General features: G+C 68.2%; 15 protein-coding genes. 10 read left to right on the forward strand and 5 right to left on the reverse strand.

Annotated elements, in window-relative coordinates:
* Nucleotides 1–129: 129 nt before the first annotated feature.
* Entirely contained in the window at nt 130–1,950 is a 1,821-nt protein-coding gene (locus tag FG99_RS15770; protein ID WP_043270955.1) for an acyl-CoA dehydrogenase C-terminal domain-containing protein, read from the forward strand.
* Between the two features lie 196 nt (nt 1,951–2,146).
* Here FG99_RS15770 and FG99_RS15775 read toward each other — a convergent pair whose 3' ends face one another.
* Nucleotides 2,147–3,511, reverse strand: coding sequence for a DEAD/DEAH box helicase (locus FG99_RS15775; RefSeq protein WP_141766135.1), 1,365 nt, complete (start codon nt 3,509–3,511; stop codon nt 2,147–2,149).
* 134 nt (nt 3,512–3,645) lie between these two features.
* On the opposite strand from FG99_RS15775, the gene FG99_RS15780 reads away from it, so the two are divergent.
* The 5 genes from FG99_RS15780 (at nt 3,646) to FG99_RS15795 (ending at nt 8,227) form a co-directional block, all read left to right on the forward strand.
* Complete coding sequence (locus FG99_RS15780; RefSeq protein ID WP_043270959.1) at nt 3,646–5,010, forward strand: MFS transporter; 1,365 nt, start codon at nt 3,646–3,648, stop codon at nt 5,008–5,010.
* 162 nt (nt 5,011–5,172) lie between these two features.
* Entirely contained in the window at nt 5,173–6,483 is a 1,311-nt protein-coding gene (locus tag FG99_RS15785) for a mechanosensitive ion channel family protein (protein ID WP_043270961.1), read from the forward strand.
* Between the two features lie 117 nt (nt 6,484–6,600).
* Entirely contained in the window at nt 6,601–7,131 is a 531-nt protein-coding gene (locus tag FG99_RS15790; RefSeq protein WP_043270963.1) for a dihydrofolate reductase family protein, read from the forward strand.
* Entirely contained in the window at nt 7,128–7,256 is a 129-nt protein-coding gene (locus tag FG99_RS32875; protein ID WP_009623629.1) for an NUDIX hydrolase, read from the forward strand. The genes FG99_RS15790 and FG99_RS32875 overlap by 4 nt, the downstream gene beginning before the upstream one ends.
* Nucleotides 7,257–7,624: 368 nt before the next feature.
* The gene (locus tag FG99_RS15795) at nt 7,625–8,227 is read left to right on the forward strand and encodes a C40 family peptidase (RefSeq protein WP_043270965.1); all 603 of its coding nucleotides are present in this window, start codon (nt 7,625–7,627) and stop codon (nt 8,225–8,227) included.
* Nucleotides 8,228–8,427: 200 nt separating this feature from the next.
* On the opposite strand, the gene rarD is transcribed toward FG99_RS15795, so the two are convergent.
* The 4 genes from rarD to FG99_RS15815 all read right to left on the reverse strand — a co-directional run bounded on the left by rarD (nt 8,428) and on the right by FG99_RS15815 (nt 11,588).
* On the reverse strand, nt 8,428–9,339 hold the full coding sequence (rarD, locus tag FG99_RS15800; RefSeq protein ID WP_043270967.1) for an EamA family transporter RarD: 912 nt from the start codon (nt 9,337–9,339) through the stop codon (nt 8,428–8,430).
* A complete protein-coding gene (locus FG99_RS15805; protein ID WP_043270970.1) occupies nt 9,336–10,199 on the reverse strand; it encodes a carboxylate/amino acid/amine transporter in 864 nt (287 codons plus the stop codon). Before FG99_RS15805 ends, rarD begins: the two co-directional genes overlap by 4 nt.
* A 325-nt stretch (nt 10,200–10,524) precedes the next feature.
* Complete coding sequence (locus FG99_RS15810) at nt 10,525–11,124, reverse strand: FMN-dependent NADH-azoreductase (protein ID WP_043270972.1); 600 nt, start codon at nt 11,122–11,124, stop codon at nt 10,525–10,527.
* A gap of 149 nt (nt 11,125–11,273) precedes the next feature.
* A complete protein-coding gene (locus tag FG99_RS15815) occupies nt 11,274–11,588 on the reverse strand; it encodes a hypothetical protein (protein ID WP_009623635.1) in 315 nt (104 codons plus the stop codon).
* A 55-nt stretch (nt 11,589–11,643) separates the two neighbouring features.
* Here FG99_RS15815 and FG99_RS15820 point away from each other — a divergent pair, with 55 nt between their 5' ends.
* The 4 genes from FG99_RS15820 (at nt 11,644) to FG99_RS15835 (ending at nt 15,873) form a co-directional block, all read left to right on the forward strand.
* Nucleotides 11,644–12,567, forward strand: coding sequence for a PA3225 family LysR-type transcriptional regulator (locus FG99_RS15820; RefSeq protein ID WP_009623637.1), 924 nt, complete (start codon nt 11,644–11,646; stop codon nt 12,565–12,567).
* 15 nt (nt 12,568–12,582) lie between these two features.
* A complete protein-coding gene (locus FG99_RS15825) occupies nt 12,583–13,374 on the forward strand; it encodes an alpha/beta fold hydrolase (RefSeq protein ID WP_043270975.1) in 792 nt (263 codons plus the stop codon).
* A gap of 30 nt (nt 13,375–13,404) precedes the next feature.
* Nucleotides 13,405–13,965 (forward strand): peptidylprolyl isomerase, encoded by a 561-nt coding sequence (locus FG99_RS15830; protein WP_043271553.1) that lies wholly within the window; start codon nt 13,405–13,407, stop codon nt 13,963–13,965.
* A 75-nt stretch (nt 13,966–14,040) separates the two neighbouring features.
* Nucleotides 14,041–15,873: an ABC transporter ATP-binding protein gene (locus FG99_RS15835; protein WP_043270978.1), complete on the forward strand. Its 1,833-nt coding sequence runs from the start codon at nt 14,041–14,043 to the stop codon at nt 15,871–15,873.
* The last annotated feature ends 6 nt before the right edge of the window (nt 15,874–15,879 follow it).

The following is a 15,879-nucleotide window of genomic DNA, read 5'->3' on the forward strand; positions in this document are numbered from 1 at the left end:
CCGCGATACCCGTGAAGGTCAATCGCGCTCGATTGTCCGATCTGCCAGGCGCCGGCTGTTGCCGCTGCCAAGGCCAGGCCGGGTGCGCAGCCGTATAACTGCGCCCACAGTCCCTGCGAGATCACCGCGATGCCCGTCTACAAAGCCCCGCTGCGCGACACCCGCTTCCTGCTCAACGAGGTCTTCGACTTCCCCGAGCACTACCGCAACCTGATCAACGGCGCCGAGGCCACGCCGGACATGGTCGACGCCATCCTCGGCGAATGCGCGAAGCTCTGCGAGGAAGTGATCGCCCCGCTCTACCACTCCGGCGACGAGGAAGGCTGCCACCTGGAGAACGGCGAGGTACGCACGCCCAAGGGCTTCAAGGAAGCCTACGACGCCTACGTGGCCGGCGGCTGGCAAGGCCTGTCGCACCCGGTGGAATACGGCGGCCAGGGCCTGCCCATGAGCCTGGGCGCGCTCAAGCAGGAGATGCTCGGCACCGCCAACTGGCCCTTCTCGATGTACCCGGGGCTGTCCCTGGGCGCCATGAACACCCTGATGCAGCACGGCACCGAGGAGCAGAAGCGCACCTACCTGACGCCCCTCACCGAAGGCCGCTGGGGCGGCACCATGTGCCTCACCGAGCCGCAGTGCGGCACCGACCTCGGCCAGGTGAAGACCCGCGCCGAGCCCAACGCCGACGGCAGCTACGCCATCACCGGCACCAAGATATTCATCTCCTCCGGCGAGCACGACCTCACCGAGAACATCGTGCACATCGTCCTCGCCCGCCTGCCCGACGCGCCCAGGGGCACCCGCGGCATCTCGCTGTTCATCGTGCCCAAGTTCCTGCCCGGCGCAGGCGGCGGCCTCGGCCCGCGCAACGGCGTGGTCTGCGGCGCGCTGGAGAAGAAGATGGGCATCAAGGCCTCGGCCACCTGCGTGATGAACTTCGACGAGGCCAGCGGCTTTCTCATCGGCCCTGCGAACAAGGGCCTGGAATGCATGTTCACCTTCATGAACAGCGCGCGCATCGGCACCGCCATCCAGGGCGTGGCCACCGCCGAACTGGCCTACCAGGGCGCCCTGGCCTACGCCCGCGAGCGCCGCTCGATGCGCGCGCTGTCCGGCGCCAAGGAACCGGAACAGGTGGCCGACAGCCTGATGCACCACGGCGACGTGCGGCGCATGTTGCTGACGCAGAAGGCCGTGGCCGAGGGCGGCCGCGCGCTGGTGTACCTGGCCACGCAGTACGCCGACAAGATGATCCAGGGCCTGCTGACCAACGACAACGCCGAGTACGAGCGCTGGGACGACAAGCTCGGCTTCCTCACCCCGATCCTCAAGGGCTGCCTCACCGAACTGGGCCTGGAGAGCGCCAACCTGGGCATGCAGGTGTTCGGCGGCCACGGCTACATCCGCGAGCACGGCATGGAACAGATCGTCCGCGACGCGCGCATCGCCACGCTCTACGAAGGCACCACCGGCATCCAGGCGCTGGACCTGCTCGGGCGCAAGGTGCTGCTGATGACCCAGGGCAAGGCGGTGCGCGACTTCACCAGGATCGTGGGCAAGTTCGCCATGGGGTTGCTCAAGGAAGAACCGGCCATGCGCGGCCGCGCGCTGACGCTGCTGAAGCTGTGCGCGCAATGGAACCTGCTGACCCTGCGCATCGCCCTGAGCGCCCGCAAGCAGCGCGACCTGGTGGGCACCGCCAGCCACGACTACCTGATGTTCTCCGGCTACGTCGCCCTGGCCTACGCCTGGGCGCTGCAGGAAGCCACGGCCCGCAAGCGCCTGCGCCAGGGCGGCAGCGAGTCCAGCGACTTCTACAAGGCCAAGATCGCCACCAGCGACTTCTACTTCGCCCGCCTGCTGCCCCGCGCCAAGGGCCACGCGGCGGCCATGGGCAAGCCGGTGCGTTCGGTGATGGGGCTGAAGGCGGAGCATTTCGCCTTCGAGTGATCCGGGACGCCCGCCAGGTCCCGGCAGTCGTCGTAGGATGGGTTGAGCTTGCGAAACCCATGCGGTCATGGCGATGGGTATCGCTTCGCTCACCCCATCCTACGGGGCCGTTCGGCGTGCGCGAGAAGGTCGGCGTCAACCTGTAGGAGCGCGCCCTGCGCGCGATCGCGGGCAGGGCCCGCGAGGGGGCTACGGCTTACTCGGCAGCCGGCTTCTTGCGCTTGAGCGGCGCCATGCCGTCGTTGCTGACCACCGACGAGGGCGCCGCCTTCGGCTTGTTCGCCGGCTTGCGCTTGGCGGCGGGCTTGGCCCCGGCCTTCTTGCCGGAATCGGTCTTTTTCTTCTTGGTGCCGGCGGCCTTGCCCGAGGCCTTGACCTTCTTCGGCCCCTTGTAGCTGCCCTTGAGCTCCTTGATGGTGCGCTGTTCAAAACGCACCTTGAGGTAGCGCTCGATGCTCGACATCAGGTTCCAGTCGCTGTGCGACACCAGCGAGATGGCCAGGCCGGCCTCGCCCGCGCGGCCGGTGCGGCCGATACGGTGCACGTACTCGTCGCCGCGGCGCGGCATGTCGAAGTTCAGCACCAGGTCCAGGCCCTCGACGTCCAGGCCGCGGGCGGCCACGTCGGTGGCGACGAGGATCTTCACCGCGCCCTGCTTCAGGCGCTCGATGGCCAGCTTGCGGTCCTTCTGGTCCTTCTCGCCGTGCAGCACGAAGACCTTGTGCCCGGCGGCGATCAGCCGGCCGGTCAGGCGGTCGGCCTGGACGCGGGTGTTGGTGAAGACGATGGCCTTGTCGAAGGTCTCGTTCTCCAGCAGCCAGTGCAGGATGGCTTCCTTGTGGGCGTTGTCGTCGACCAGGATGACCTGCTGCGCGATGTCCTCGTTCAGCTCGCTGACGCGGTTCAGCTGCAGGCTTTCCGGCTCGCGCAGGACCTGCTCGACCATCGCGTGCAGGCCGCTGCCGGCGGTGGCGGAGAACAACAATGTCTGGCGCTGCGCCGGGCAGGCGCCGGCAAGCTTGAGCACGTCCTCGGCGAAGCCCATGTCGAGCATGCGGTCGGCCTCGTCCAGCACCAGCACCTCGACGTCGCCCAGCGGCAGGTTGCCGGCGTTGAACTGCTCGTTCAGCCGGCCGGGGGTGCCGATGATGATCTCCGGGTTCTTGCGCAGGCGCGCGCCCTGCACCTTGAAGTCTTCGCCGCCGGTGATCAGGCAGGCCTTGATGAAGGTGAACTGGGCGAAGCGCTCGACTTCCTTGAGGGTCTGCTGGGCCAGCTCGCGGGTCGGCAGCAGGATCAGCGCGCGGGCGCCGCTCCTGGGCTTCTCCTCGCTGAGCAGGCGGTGCAGCAGCGGCAGCACGAAGGCGGCGGTCTTGCCGCTGCCGGTCTGCGCGGTCACGCGCAGGTCGCGGCCCTCCAGCGCCTTCGGGATGGCCGCGGCCTGGACGGCGGTCGGCTCGGTGAAGGACAGGGTTTCCAGCGCCTTGAGCAGGCGTTCGTGGAGGGCGAATTGGGCGAACAAGGCAGACCTCGGGAAGACGAAAGGACCAAATAGCTGCATAGCCTAACGGTTGCCGCGCCCGAAAGCAGGTTTTATTCGCCGGTCGCGATCCGCACGCCCCGTGTCGCCCTCGGGCAAGTCCGCCGCGCAGGCCCGTCCCAGACTGGCCGCAGGACAGCCCGAGGAGTGTCGAGATGCCGCATCGCCCCACCGCCGCCGAGCGCCTCGAGCGCCTGCCGCTGAGCCCCTACCACCGGCTGATCTTCGTGATCATCGCCCTGGCGTTCTTCTTCGATTCCATGGACCTGGCGATGATGACCTTCCTGCTCGGCTCGATCAAAGCCGAGTTCGGCCTGTCCAGCGCCCAGGCCGGGCTGCTGGCCAGCTCCAGCTTCTTCGGCATGGTCCTGGGCGCGGCGCTGTCGGGGATGCTCGCCGACCGCTTCGGACGCAAGCCGGTGTTCCAGTGGAGCATCGTGCTCTGGGGCCTGGCCAGCTACCTGTGCTCCACCGCCGGCGACGTGCAGAGCCTGACGCTGTACCGCGTGCTGCTGGGCATCGGCATGGGCATGGAATTCCCCATCGCCCAGTCGCTGCTCTCGGAGATGATCCCGGCCAGGGCCCGCGGCCGCTACATCGCCCTCATGGACGGCTTCTGGCCGCTGGGCTTCATCGCCGCCGGCTGCCTGTCCTACTTCGTGCTGCCCATGGCCGGCTGGCGCAGCCTGTTCCTGTTGCTGGCCTTCCCGGCGCTGTTCGTCCTGGCCATCCGCTTCATGGTCCCGGAATCGCCGCGCTGGCTGGAACAGGCCGGGCTGGCGGACAAGGCCGAGCGTTCGCTGCAGCGCATCGAGGCGCGGGTGATGGCCTCGCTGAAGCTATCCAGCCTGCCCGAGCCGCAGGCCCTGGCGCGCCCCGAGCCGAGCCGCCCGGGCTTCTTCAGCGCCTTCGCCGAACTCTGGTCGCCGGCCTACCGCAGCCGCACCCTGACGGTCTGGAGCCTGTGGTTCTTCGCCCTGCTCGGCTTCTACGGGCTGACCTCCTGGCTCAGCGCCCTGCTGCAGCAATCCGGCTTCGCCGTGACGCAGTCGGTGTACTACACGGTGCTGATCTCCCTGGCCGGCATCCCCGGCTTCCTCTGCGCCGCCTGGCTGGTGGAGCGCTGGGGCCGCAAACCGAGCTGCGTGCTGATGCTCCTGGGCGGCGGCGCCATGGCCTACGCCTACGGACAGACCGCGGTGTTCGGCGGCAGCCTGGCGCTGCTGATCGGCTTCGGCCTGGCCATGCAGTTCTTCCTGTTCGGCATGTGGGCGGTGCTCTACACCTACACCCCGGAGCTGTACCCCACCTCGGCGCGCGCCACCGGCTCGGGCTTCGCCTCGGCGGTGGGCCGCGTCGGCTCGCTGCTGGGCCCCACGGTCAGCGGCCTGGTCCTGCCGGTGGCCGGCCAGGGCGGCGTGTTCACTCTCGGTGCGCTGTGCTTCCTGGTCGCCGCGGCGGTGGTCTGGGGCTTCGGCATCGAGACCCGCGGGCGCACCCTGGAGGAGCTGGCGGGCTGAGGTTACATTTCGGAAATATCCTGCTCGGCCCTGCCGCTACCCTGCCGTTACAATGCCGCGCTCATCCCGGCCACCGCGGCCGGGCCTTCGCGGCTACCCCGTAGCCTCCGCACCACGCGCCACCCCGCACTGGCGCCCCGATCCAAAGGATGTTTCCGGCCTATGGACCTTTCCTCTCCCCTCGCCACCCTCCAGGGCTACTGGGCCCTGCTCGACCAACACCCGCTGACCAGCGCCGCCCTCGGCCTCGTCATCCTCCTCGCAGTGGCCTGGATCGTCGGCCGCCTGGCCCGCTTCCTGGTCCGCCGCGCCGCCGACCTGCTGGCGCGCCAGCCGGCCCTGAGCTGGCTCGCCGACCTGCGCGACAACCGCGTGTTCCAGCGCCTGGCGCAGACCGTGCCATCGCTGGTGGTGCAGTTCGGCCTGGTGCTGATCCCCAACCTGGCCGGCAGGCCCGAGGCCTTCCTGCGCAACCTGGCCATGGCGGTCACCGCGCTGTTCCTGCTGCTGGCCCTGAGCGCCCTGCTCGACGCCCTGCTGGACATCTACGCGCGCACCGAACACGCCCGCACCCGCTCGATCAAGGGCTACGTGCAACTGGCCAAGCTGTTCCTCTTCGTCTTCGGCGGCATAGTGGTGGTGTCGATCCTCATCGACCGCTCGCCGATGCTGCTGCTCTCCGGCCTGGGTGCCATGTCCGCGGTCCTGCTGCTGGTCTACAAGGACACCCTGCTGAGCTTCGTCGCCAGCGTGCAGCTGACCAGCAACGACATGCTGCGCGTGGGCGACTGGATCGAGATGCCCCAGGTCGGCGCCGACGGCGACGTGGTGGACATCACCCTGCACACGGTGAAGGTGCAGAACTGGGACAAGACCATCGTCTCGGTGCCCACCTGGCGCCTGATGTCCGAGTCGTTCAAGAACTGGCGCGGCATGCAGCAGTCCGGCGGGCGGCGCATCAAACGCAGCCTGTACCTCGACGCCAGCCAGGTGCGCTTCCTCGACGAGGCCGAGGCGCAGAAGCTGTCCGGCGTGCGCCTGCTGACCGACTACCTGCGGCGCAAGCAGGACGAGCTGGCCGAGTGGAACCAGGCCAACGCCGGCAACGTGCCGCTGTCGGCCAATCGCCGGCGGCTGACCAACATCGGCACCTTCCGCGCCTACGCCGAGGCCTACCTCAAGGCCCACCCGGACATCCATCCGCACATGACCTGCATGGTCCGCCAGCTGCAGCCCGGCGCCGAGGGCGTGCCCCTGGAGATCTACTGCTTCACCCGCACCACCGCGTGGCTGGACTACGAGCGCATCCAGGGCGACATCTTCGACTACCTGATGGCGGTGCTGCCGGAGTTCGGCCTGGGCGTCTACCAGCAGCCCAGCGGCCAGGACCTGCGTGGCGGGCTGCAGGGCCTGTTGCCGACACCGGCGGCTCGTAGCGAACGCCACCCGGCGCTGGACATGGAACAGGCCTGAGAACCCGCGCCAGGCTCCGATCGGACGGGCGACAGCCCCCGGCCTGGCTGCCTCGCCTGGCCGGTGCCATGCTCAAGGCAGGCGCGCGCTTCCGCGCGCCTTTCCCGGAGAAACGCCGTGTCCGCCACCCTCATCTATTACGTGGCCAGCAGCCTGGACGGCTACATCGCCCGCCCCGACGGCAGCGTCGACTGGCTGGACGCATTCGACGGCCATGACGACGACCATGGCTATTCAGCCTTCTACGCCGGCATCGACGGCCTGCTGATGGGCCGCGGCACCTACCTGCAATGCCTGGACTTCGGCGACTGGCCCTACCCGGACAAGCCGGCCATCGTCCTCACCCGCGCCAACCAGCTGCCGCTGGCCTCGCCCCAGGTGGAACTGCAGCACTGCCCGCCCAGCGAAGCCCTGGCCAGCCTGGAAGGCCGCGGCTGCCAGCGCATCTGGCTGGTGGGCGGCGGCAGCCTGGCCGGCAACTGCCTGGCGGCGGACTTGCTCGACGAGGTGATCGTCAGCATCATTCCGCACCTGCTCGGCGCCGGCATCCCGCTGTTCGGCATCGGGCTCGAACGGCGCCTGCAGTTGCTGGAACAGCGCAGCTTCCCCAGCGGCATCGTGCAGGTGCGCTACCAGGTCCTCAAGTGAGCCCCCGCGCCGCCGCCGAACCGGAAGAGCTGGCCTGGCTGGAAGACGGCCGCCACCCCGAGCCGCTGGCGCCGCTGCTGCGCGAAAAAGTCCTGCCGGCGCTACGCGAACACCTCGCCGACTGACGGAAATCGTCAGAGGACCTGCATTTCGTCGGGTTTTTCCCTGCGACACCAGGTCCCACCCCGCGCCCTTCCCGCCCCCTTCCGGCCCCCCTCGCGCGAACCTGGGCCATCTCCCGGCAACCCGCCTGGCATAGGGCTTTCGGCTATAAGGTCGGCGCCCGACCGGGCAGTCCGAACACATGTCACCGAATGCCCGCCGAGTCACACGGCGCTCCCCACAAGCGACGGACGGTCAAAACACTGTCACGAAAAGTCGGTCAGAATGCGCGGAATTTTTCGCGGACCAAAGGAAACCATCGCCCGCCGAAGAGCAACGGCGATCCAGCGGAGTCTGGGTTACATCCACAACCAGAAAGAAGACATGCCGAATGCGCAGTACCCTTTTGACATGCCTTTCCATAGGCTTGGCAGCCAGTTTGGCCGCCGTTGTAACCGGGGTGGAAGCTTCCCCACGGGCCACGCGTTCCTACGCGCCCGCCCCCCTCGAACTCCGTGTCCCGGTACAGGGCAAGGAGCTGCTGAGCATCGCCCCGCCGGCGAAGCAGCAGCCCAGTGACGCCCACCAGGTCACCCAGCGCGCCTTCAGCATGATCGGCACGCCCTACCGCTGGGGCGGCACCTCGCCCAAGGGTTTCGACTGCAGCGGCCTGGTCAAGTACGTGTTCCGCGACGTCGACGACGTCGAGCTGCCGCGCACCGCCCGGGCCATCTACCAGAGCAGCAACCCCAAGGTGGCGCGCCGCGACCTGCAGCCCGGCGACCTGGTGTTCTTCCGCATCCGCAGCCGCAACGTCGACCACGTGGGCATCTACGTCGGCAACGACCGCTTCGTCCACGCCCCGCGCCGCGGGCAGCGGGTGAAAGTGGCCAACCTCAACGACAAGTACTGGCAACGCCATTACCTGGCGGCCAAGCGCGTGCTGCCGGAGACCCTGGCCAAGGCCGACCTGCCGGGCAATCGCTTCGAGTAAGGGCCCGCGCCGCGAGAACAAGGACGCCGTTTTCCCTGCCCGGGAAAACGGCGTTTTTCATGGGCGCGGGACCAACGGCGGATAACCGCGAACGGTTATTCGCCCCACGGTTGGGCAGGGCTGTAGGAGCGGGCCCTGCCCGCGAATCGCGCGCAGGGCGCGCTCCTACATTGAAATGGCGTGGCTGAAAGCGTGCCTCATCACGCCCCACCACCCCGCCGCTCGCGCCGCGCCTGCTTGCGCAGCAGCCGCGCGCTGTCCCAGCCGGTGAGCAGGATGGCCAGCCAGATCGGCCCGTAGGTCCACAGCTGCTGCGGCTGGAACGCCTCGCCGAGGAACAGCACCGCCAGCAGGAACAGCAGCATCGGCTCGACATAGCTGAGGATGCCGAACAGCCCCATGGGCAGCAGCCGGCTGGAGGCCATCATGGCAGCGAAGGCCAGGGCGCTGATCAGCCCCAGCATCGGCAGCAGCGCCCACAGCCGCGGCGTTTCGGCGAACACCTGGAGGTCGCCGAAGTGCCAGATGGTCCACAGGGCGAAGGGCAGCAGCACCGCCATCTCGAAGACGAAGCCGGACAGCGCGTCCACGCCCATGCGCCGGCGCAGCATGAAATACGGTGGATAACCCAGGGCGGTGATCAGGCTGAACCAGGAGAAGGCGCGGGTCAGCCACAGCTCGTGGAGCACGCCGACCAGCGCGCAGGCCACGGCGATGCCCTGCAGCGGCGTCAGGCGCTCGCCGTAGAACAGCCGGCCGCAGAGCACCATGGTCAGCGGCAGCAGGAAGTAGCCCAGGGACAGCTGCAGGGTCTGGCCGACCATGGGCGCGTAGATGAACACGCCCCACTGCACCAGCATCATCGCCGCGCTCAGCGGGAAGCACAGCAGCAGCCAGCGCTCGCGCAGCAGGCGCCGGCCGGCATCGCGCAGCACGCCGCCCTGGCCGGTGAAGGCCACCAGCAGCAGGACCATGGGGATCGACCAGACCACCCGGTGCGCCACGATCTGGATGCTGTCCAGCGGCGCCAGCCAGCGCAGGTAGCCCGGCAGCGTGACAAAGAGCACCGAGGCGGCCAGGGAAAGGGCGACGCCGCGACCGGAAATGTTCATGCCACGGCCCTCCGCGCCAGCCCCAGGCGGTTCACCCAGAGCGACGCCACTATCACCCCGCCGCCCAGGGCCAGGCGGGCCAGGTCGGCATGTTCGTTCCAGATCAGCAGGTTGATCAGGAGCCCCACCGGCACGTGCAGGTTGTTCATCACCGCCAGGGTGCCGCCATCCACCAGCGTAGCCCCCTTGTTCCACCAGAACTGCCCAAGGGCAGTGGCCAGCAGGCCCATGAACAGCAGCACCAGCCACTGCACCTCGGTGGTCGGCAGCTTGGCCGGGTTGCCCAGCAGCACCCAGCCGGGCAACGCCACCAGCAGCGCGCCGACGAAGAAGTAGCCGAAGCGGCGGTACTGCGGGATGTCCGACGGGTAGCGCGCCACCAGGTGCTTGTACAGCACCTGGCCGGCGGCGAAGGTGGCGTTGGCCAGTTGCAGCAGCAGGAAGCCTTCGATGAAGTCGCCGCTGACGCCATCGTAGCGGATGATCGCCGCGCCCAGCACGGCCACCGCCGCTGCCAGCAGCGCCCAGGGGTTGAAGCGGCGGTTCAGGGCGTCGTCGATCAGCGCCACGTGCAGCGGCGTGAGCACGGTGAACAGCAGCACCTCGGGCACCGTCAGCACGCGGAAACTCTGGTACAGGCAGACGTAGGTGATGCCGAACTGCAGCGCGCCGACCAGCATCACCCCGCCGATGAAGCGCGGCGCCACCCCGCGCCAGCGCGTCAGCGGCAGGAACACCGCGCCGGCCAGCAGCACCCGGGTGAGCACGGCGAAATAGCTGTCCACCTGGCCGGCGAGGTACTCACCGATCAGGCTGAAGGAAAACGCCCAGAGGACGGTTACGAAAAGCAGGTAAGGCATGACCGGACAGGCGCACCGAAAAGGGGCGTGGAACATAGCGGTTTTGCCGGGGCGAAGAAAGGGCCAGGGTGCTGTCCGGCATGAACGGGAGGTTCAGCGTCGGCCTGTAGCGGGCCCTGCCCGCGATTCGCGCGCAGGGCGCGCTCCTACATGGGAACGACGTGGATAGGATTCATCCGCGATCCCGCCGGCAGGGCCGGCGCCCCATGTCATCGCGAACCCCGGCAAAGAAAAAGCCCGGTCGACATTCGCAGGGGGGAAGTGCGTCGACCGGGCGTCGCGCCCAGGAGCGACGGGCGCGCAAGTGGTAAGCCGGAATCTGGGGTCAGGCCACCGCGGCCAGTTGCTCGCGGGCCTTGGCCAGGCCTTTCTCGGCGAACTCGGGGCCCATGTTCAGACCCTCGGCATGGACGAAGGTGACGTCGTGGATGCCGATGAAGGCCAGGGCCTGGCGCAGGTAGGGCTCCTGGTGGTCCAGCGGGCCGCCGGCGTAGACGCCGCCGCGGCTGGTCAGGATGTAGGCGCGCTTGCCGCCGAGCAGGCCCTGGGGACCGGTCTCGGTGTACTTGAAGGTGACGCCGGCGCGCAGCACGTGGTCCAGCCAGGACTTCAGGGTGCTGGGGATGGCGAAGTTGTACATGGGCGCGGCCAGCACCAGCACGTCGGCGGCCAGCAACTCCTCGGTGAGCAGGTTGGAACGCTGCAGCGCGGCCTGCTCGGCGGCGCTGTGCTGCTCGGCCGGCTTCATCCATCCGCCCAGCAGGTCGGCGTCCAGGTGCGGCACCTGTTCCAGCGCCAGGTCGCGGACCTGGATCTCGTCGGCGGGGTGGGCGGCGCGCCAGTTGGCGATGAACTCGGCGGTCAGCTGGCGGGAGACCGAACCTTGTTGGCGGGCGCTGCTTTCGATTACCAGAACACGGGACATGGGCTTGACCTCCAGCGGTCGTTTGCGTCGATGGAGGCCAGCTTATGGAATGACTTATCGATAAAAAAGCAGAAATAATTGCTTCAAAATATCGATTTAGTTGATTTGTACCGCGTCTGCTCCTAGTCTGGAGAACATGCGCTGCCGGCTCAGGCCGGGTTGCAGGTCAGCTTGATGCGCAGCTTGATGATGGCGCGGCCGAAGCTGGCGGTGAGGTTGCTGGACTTGCCGGCGGCGAGCACCGTCTTGCGCACCTTGGGCGACTCCGGGCCGTTCTGGAACACCGCGGTGCAGGCCACGTCCTGCTTGCCGTAGTTCTGCAACAGCACGGCGCCCATGCTGTCGCCGATGTCCTGGGTCTGGACGTCGATCTCCGTGCCGTTGAGGGACTTCTCCACCTCGATCGGGTAGGCCAGGGCGGTCAACGGCAGCGACAGCAGCAACGCACAGCAGATTCTTTTCATGTGGCGGTCTCGCTCGGTTCAGGCAGAGCGCCAGATTAGACAAGAGGAGGCGAGGATGAAAGCGCCCCGCGTTACCCTGGATCAATGGCGCACGCTGCAGGCGGTGGTCGACCACGGCGGCTTCGCCCAGGCCGCCGAGGCCCTGCACCGCTCGCAGTCTTCCATCAGCTACACGGTGGCGCGCATGCAGGAGCAGCTCGGCGTGCCGCTGCTGCGCATCGACGGCCGCAAGGCGGTGCTCACCGAGGCCGGCGAGGTGCTGCTGCGGCGCTCGCGGCAACTGGTGAAGAGCGCCGGCCAGCTGGAGGAACTGGCCCACCACATGGAGCAGGGCTGGGAACCGGAAGTGCGCCTGGTGGTGGACGCAGCCTACCCCACCCTGCGCCTGGTCCGCGCGCTGTCCGCGTTCGTGCCGCAGAGCCGCGGCTGCCGCGTGCTGCTGCGCGAGGAGGTGCTGTCCGGCGTCGAAGAGGCGCTGCAGCAGGGCCATGCGGACCTGGCCATCAGCGGGCTGAACATCGCCGGCTACCTGGGCGCCGACCTGTGCACCGTGGAATTCGTCGCCGTGGCCAACCCGGACCATCCGCTGCACCGCCTGCAGCGCGAGCTGACGCACCAGGACCTGGAAAGCCAGATGCAGGTGGTCATCCGCGACTCCGGCCGCCTGCAGCCGCGCGACGTCGGCTGGCTGGGCGCCGAGCAGCGCTGGACGGTGGGCAGCCTGGCCACCGCCGCCACCTTCGTCGGCAACGGCCTGGGCTTCGCCTGGCTGCCGCGGCACATGATCGAGCGCGAACTGCGCGACGGCTCGCTGAAGCCGCTGCCGCTGACCCAGGGCGTCACCCGCGAGAGCCGCTTCTATCTTTATCCGAACAAGGAAAAGCCCCTGGGCCCGGCCACGCAGATCCTCGTCGAACTGCTGAAGACCTTCGCCAACGTACCCCTGGACGCCCCCTTCGCCGCGCCGCCGAGCGCCTGACCCGGAGAACCGCCGATGCCCTACCTGCACCACGACGGCCAGCGCCTGTACTTCGAGGACAGCGGCCAGGGCACGCCCGTGCTGCTGGTGCACGGCCTGGGCTCGAGCAGCCGCGACTGGGAGTACCAGGTGCCGGAGCTGCTCCGGCGGCACCGGGTGATCGCCCTCGACGTGCGCGGCCACGGCCAGTCCGACAAGCCCCGCGAGCGCTACAGCATCGCCGGCTTCGCCGAGGACGTGGCGGCGCTGATCGAGGAACTGCGCCTGGCCCCGGTGCACCTGGTGGGCATCAGCATGGGCGGAATGATCGGCTTCGAGCTGGCCACCCGCCGGCCGGACCTGCTCAAGAGCCTGACCATCGTCAACAGCGCCCCGGAAGTGAAGCCGCGCACTTTGCGCGAATACCTGGAAGTGGCGCGCCGGCTGTTCCTCGCCCACGTGCTGGGCCTGGACACCGTGGGCAAGGCCCTCGGCAAGCTGCTGTTCCCCAAGCCGGAGCAGGCCGACCTGCGGCGCAAGATCGAGCAGCGCTGGCCGCAGAACGACAAACGCGCTTACCTTTCCAGCCTGCACGCCATCATCGGCTGGGGTGTGCAGGAGCGCCTGGGGCGCATAACCTGTCCGACGCTGGTGGTCAGCGCCGACCGCGACTACACCCCGGTGACGCTCAAGCAGGCCTACGTGGAGCGCCTGCCCAACGCGCGCCTGGTGGTGATCGAGGATTCGCGCCACGCCACCCCGCTGGACCAGCCGCAAGCCTTCAACAGCACCCTGCTCGACTTCCTCGAGCAGGTAGACCATTCCTAAAACACCTCAGGAAACATCCGCAAAATGACCCTGTTCAAACGCTTCCTGCTCGCCGCCTGTACCCTCGTCCTGGCCACCTCGGCGCTCGCCGCCGACCCGGCGAAACCCCACGTGCTGCTCTCCACCACCCTGGGCGAGATCGAGGTAGAACTCGACAGCGCCAAGGCGCCGATCAGCGTGAAGAACTTCCTCGGCTACGTCGACAGCGGCTTCTACAACGGCACCATCTTCCACCGGGTGATCCCCGGCTTCATGGTGCAGACCGGCGGCTTCACCGAGAAGATGCAGGAGAAGGACACCGGCGAGCCGATCAAGAACGAGGCCGACAACGGCCTGCTCAACGCCCGCGGCACCCTGGCCATGGCCCGCACCAGCGACGTGAACTCGGCCACCAGCCAGTTCTTCGTCAACCTGACCGACAACGACTTCCTCGACCACGGCCAGCGCGACTTCGGTTACGCCGTGTTCGGCAAGGTCGTGCGCGGCATGGGCGTGGTCGACATGATCGCCAAGGTGCCCACCACCAACCGCGGCATGTACCAGAACGTGCCCGCCGAGCCGGTGGTCATACTCTCCGCCAAGCGTCTCTGAGAATCCCCGATTCCCACGCTGACGGAGGCCTGAAACGGCGGGCCCGGGACGGGCCCGCGACAACCGAGAGACATCATGCTCTACCGCCGCTTCGAAAAGCTCATCGACCCCTTCCGCGACGCCCCCGAGCACATGCCTCCGGCCGACGTCTGGCGCTTCTACACCTACTACCTGCGCCAGGTCTGGCCGGTGTTCTCGATCCTGCTGGTGGTCGGCCTGATCGTCGCCCTGATCGAGGTGGCGCTGTTCAGCTACCTGGGGCGCATCGTCGACCTCGCGCAGAACACCGCGCCCGCCGACTTCTTCCGCCTGCACGGCAACGAACTGGCCTGGATGGCCGTGGTGGCGCTGGTGCTGCGCCCGCTGTTCAACGCCCTGCACGACATGCTGGTGCACCAGAGCATCAACCCCAGCATGACCAACCTGATCCGCTGGCAGAACCACCGCTACGTGCTCAAGCAGAGCCTGGGCTTCTTCCAGAACGACTTCGCCGGGCGCATCGCCCAGCGCATCATGCAGACCGGCAACTCGCTGCGCGACTCGGCAGTGCAGGTGGTGGACGCCTTGTGGCACGTGGCGATCTACACCATCAGCGCCCTGGTGCTGTTCGCCGAGGCCGACTGGCGGCTGATGATCCCCCTGGTGCTCTGGGTGATCGCCTACGTCGGCGCCCTCGCCTACTTCGTGCCGCAAGTGAAGCGCCGCTCGGTGGCCGCCTCGGACTCGCGCTCCAAGCTGATGGGGCGCATCGTCGACGGCTACACCAACATCACCACCCTCAAGCTGTTCGCCCACACCCGCCAGGAAGAGGACTACGCCCGCGAGGCCATCGCCGAGCAGACGCACAAGGCCCAGCGCGCCGGGCGCGTGGTGACCTCCATGGACGTCAGCATCACCATCATGAACGGCATCCTCATCGCCGGCACCACGGGCCTGGCGCTGTGGCTGTGGAGCCAGGAACTGATCTCGGTGGGCGCCATCGCCCTGGCCACCAGCCTGGTGATCCGCATCAACAACATGTCCGGCTGGATCATGTGGGTGGTCGGCGGCATCTTCGAGAACATCGGCCAGGTGCAGGACGGCATGCAGACCATCGCCATCCCCCGCCAGGTGGTCGACGCGCCCGACGCCAAGCCGTTGGTGGTGACGCGCGGCGAGGTGCGCTTCGACGAGGTGGACTTCAGCTACGGCAAGGGCAGCGGCCTGATCCAGGGCCTGGACCTGGTGGTGCGCCCGGGCGAGAAGATCGGCCTGGTCGGGCCCTCCGGCGCCGGCAAGTCGACCCTGGTCAACCTGCTGCTGCGCCTGTATGACCTCGAAGGCGGGCGCATCCTGATCGACGACCAGGACATCGCCCACGTGACCCAGGAGAGCCTGCGCGCGCAGATCGGCATGGTCACCCAGGACACCTCGCTGCTGCACCGCTCGATCCGCGACAACCTGCTCTACGGCCGCCCCGGCGCCAGCGAGGAAGAACTGCAGGAGGCGGTGCGCAAGGCCCGCGCCAGCGAGTTCATCCCGCAGCTGTACGACGCCCAGGGCCGCACCGGCCTCGACGCCCACGTCGGCGAGCGCGGCGTGAAGCTCTCCGGCGGCCAGCGCCAGCGCATCGCCATCGCCCGTGTGCTGCTCAAGGACGCACCGATCCTGATCCTCGACGAAGCCACCTCGGCGCTGGATTCGGAAGTGGAATCGGCCATCCAGGAAAGCCTGGAGACGCTGATGCAGGGCAAGACGGTGATCGCCATCGCCCACCGCCTCTCCACCATCGCCCGCATGGACCGCCTGGTGGTGCTGGAACACGGCCGCATCGTCGAAAGCGGCAGCCACGCCGAACTGATCGAACACGGCGGCCTCTACGCCCGCCTGTGGCGCCACCAGACCGGCGGGGTCGTGGGGGGGGGTTGATGCTGC

This window comes from Pseudomonas sp. AAC (assembly GCF_000725445.1).
In the GTDB taxonomy this organism is placed as follows: domain Bacteria; phylum Pseudomonadota; class Gammaproteobacteria; order Pseudomonadales; family Pseudomonadaceae; genus Pseudomonas; species Pseudomonas citronellolis.

Excerpts from the sequence above, each read along its gene's own strand:
- FG99_RS15810 (WP_043270972.1), bottom strand. The coding sequence starts at position 11,124 with ATGTCCCGTGTTCTGGTAATCGAAAGCAGCGCCCGCCAACAAGGTTCG.
- FG99_RS15805 (WP_043270970.1), bottom strand. The coding sequence starts at position 10,199 with ATGCCTTACCTGCTTTTCGTAACCGTCCTCTGGGCGTTTTCCTTCAGC.
- FG99_RS15770 (WP_043270955.1), top strand. The coding sequence starts at position 130 with ATGCCCGTCTACAAAGCCCCGCTGCGCGACACCCGCTTCCTGCTCAAC.
- FG99_RS15820 (WP_009623637.1), top strand. The coding sequence starts at position 11,644 with ATGAAAGCGCCCCGCGTTACCCTGGATCAATGGCGCACGCTGCAGGCG.
- FG99_RS15795 (WP_043270965.1), top strand. The coding sequence starts at position 7,625 with ATGCGCAGTACCCTTTTGACATGCCTTTCCATAGGCTTGGCAGCCAGT.
- FG99_RS15815 (WP_009623635.1), bottom strand. The coding sequence starts at position 11,588 with ATGAAAAGAATCTGCTGTGCGTTGCTGCTGTCGCTGCCGTTGACCGCC.
- FG99_RS15780 (WP_043270959.1), top strand. The coding sequence starts at position 3,646 with ATGCCGCATCGCCCCACCGCCGCCGAGCGCCTCGAGCGCCTGCCGCTG.
- rarD (WP_043270967.1), bottom strand. The coding sequence starts at position 9,339 with ATGAACATTTCCGGTCGCGGCGTCGCCCTTTCCCTGGCCGCCTCGGTG.
- FG99_RS15775 (WP_141766135.1), bottom strand. The coding sequence starts at position 3,511 with ATGCAGCTATTTGGTCCTTTCGTCTTCCCGAGGTCTGCCTTGTTCGCC.
- FG99_RS15835 (WP_043270978.1), top strand. The coding sequence starts at position 14,041 with ATGCTCTACCGCCGCTTCGAAAAGCTCATCGACCCCTTCCGCGACGCC.
- FG99_RS15825 (WP_043270975.1), top strand. The coding sequence starts at position 12,583 with ATGCCCTACCTGCACCACGACGGCCAGCGCCTGTACTTCGAGGACAGC.
- FG99_RS15785 (WP_043270961.1), top strand. The coding sequence starts at position 5,173 with ATGGACCTTTCCTCTCCCCTCGCCACCCTCCAGGGCTACTGGGCCCTG.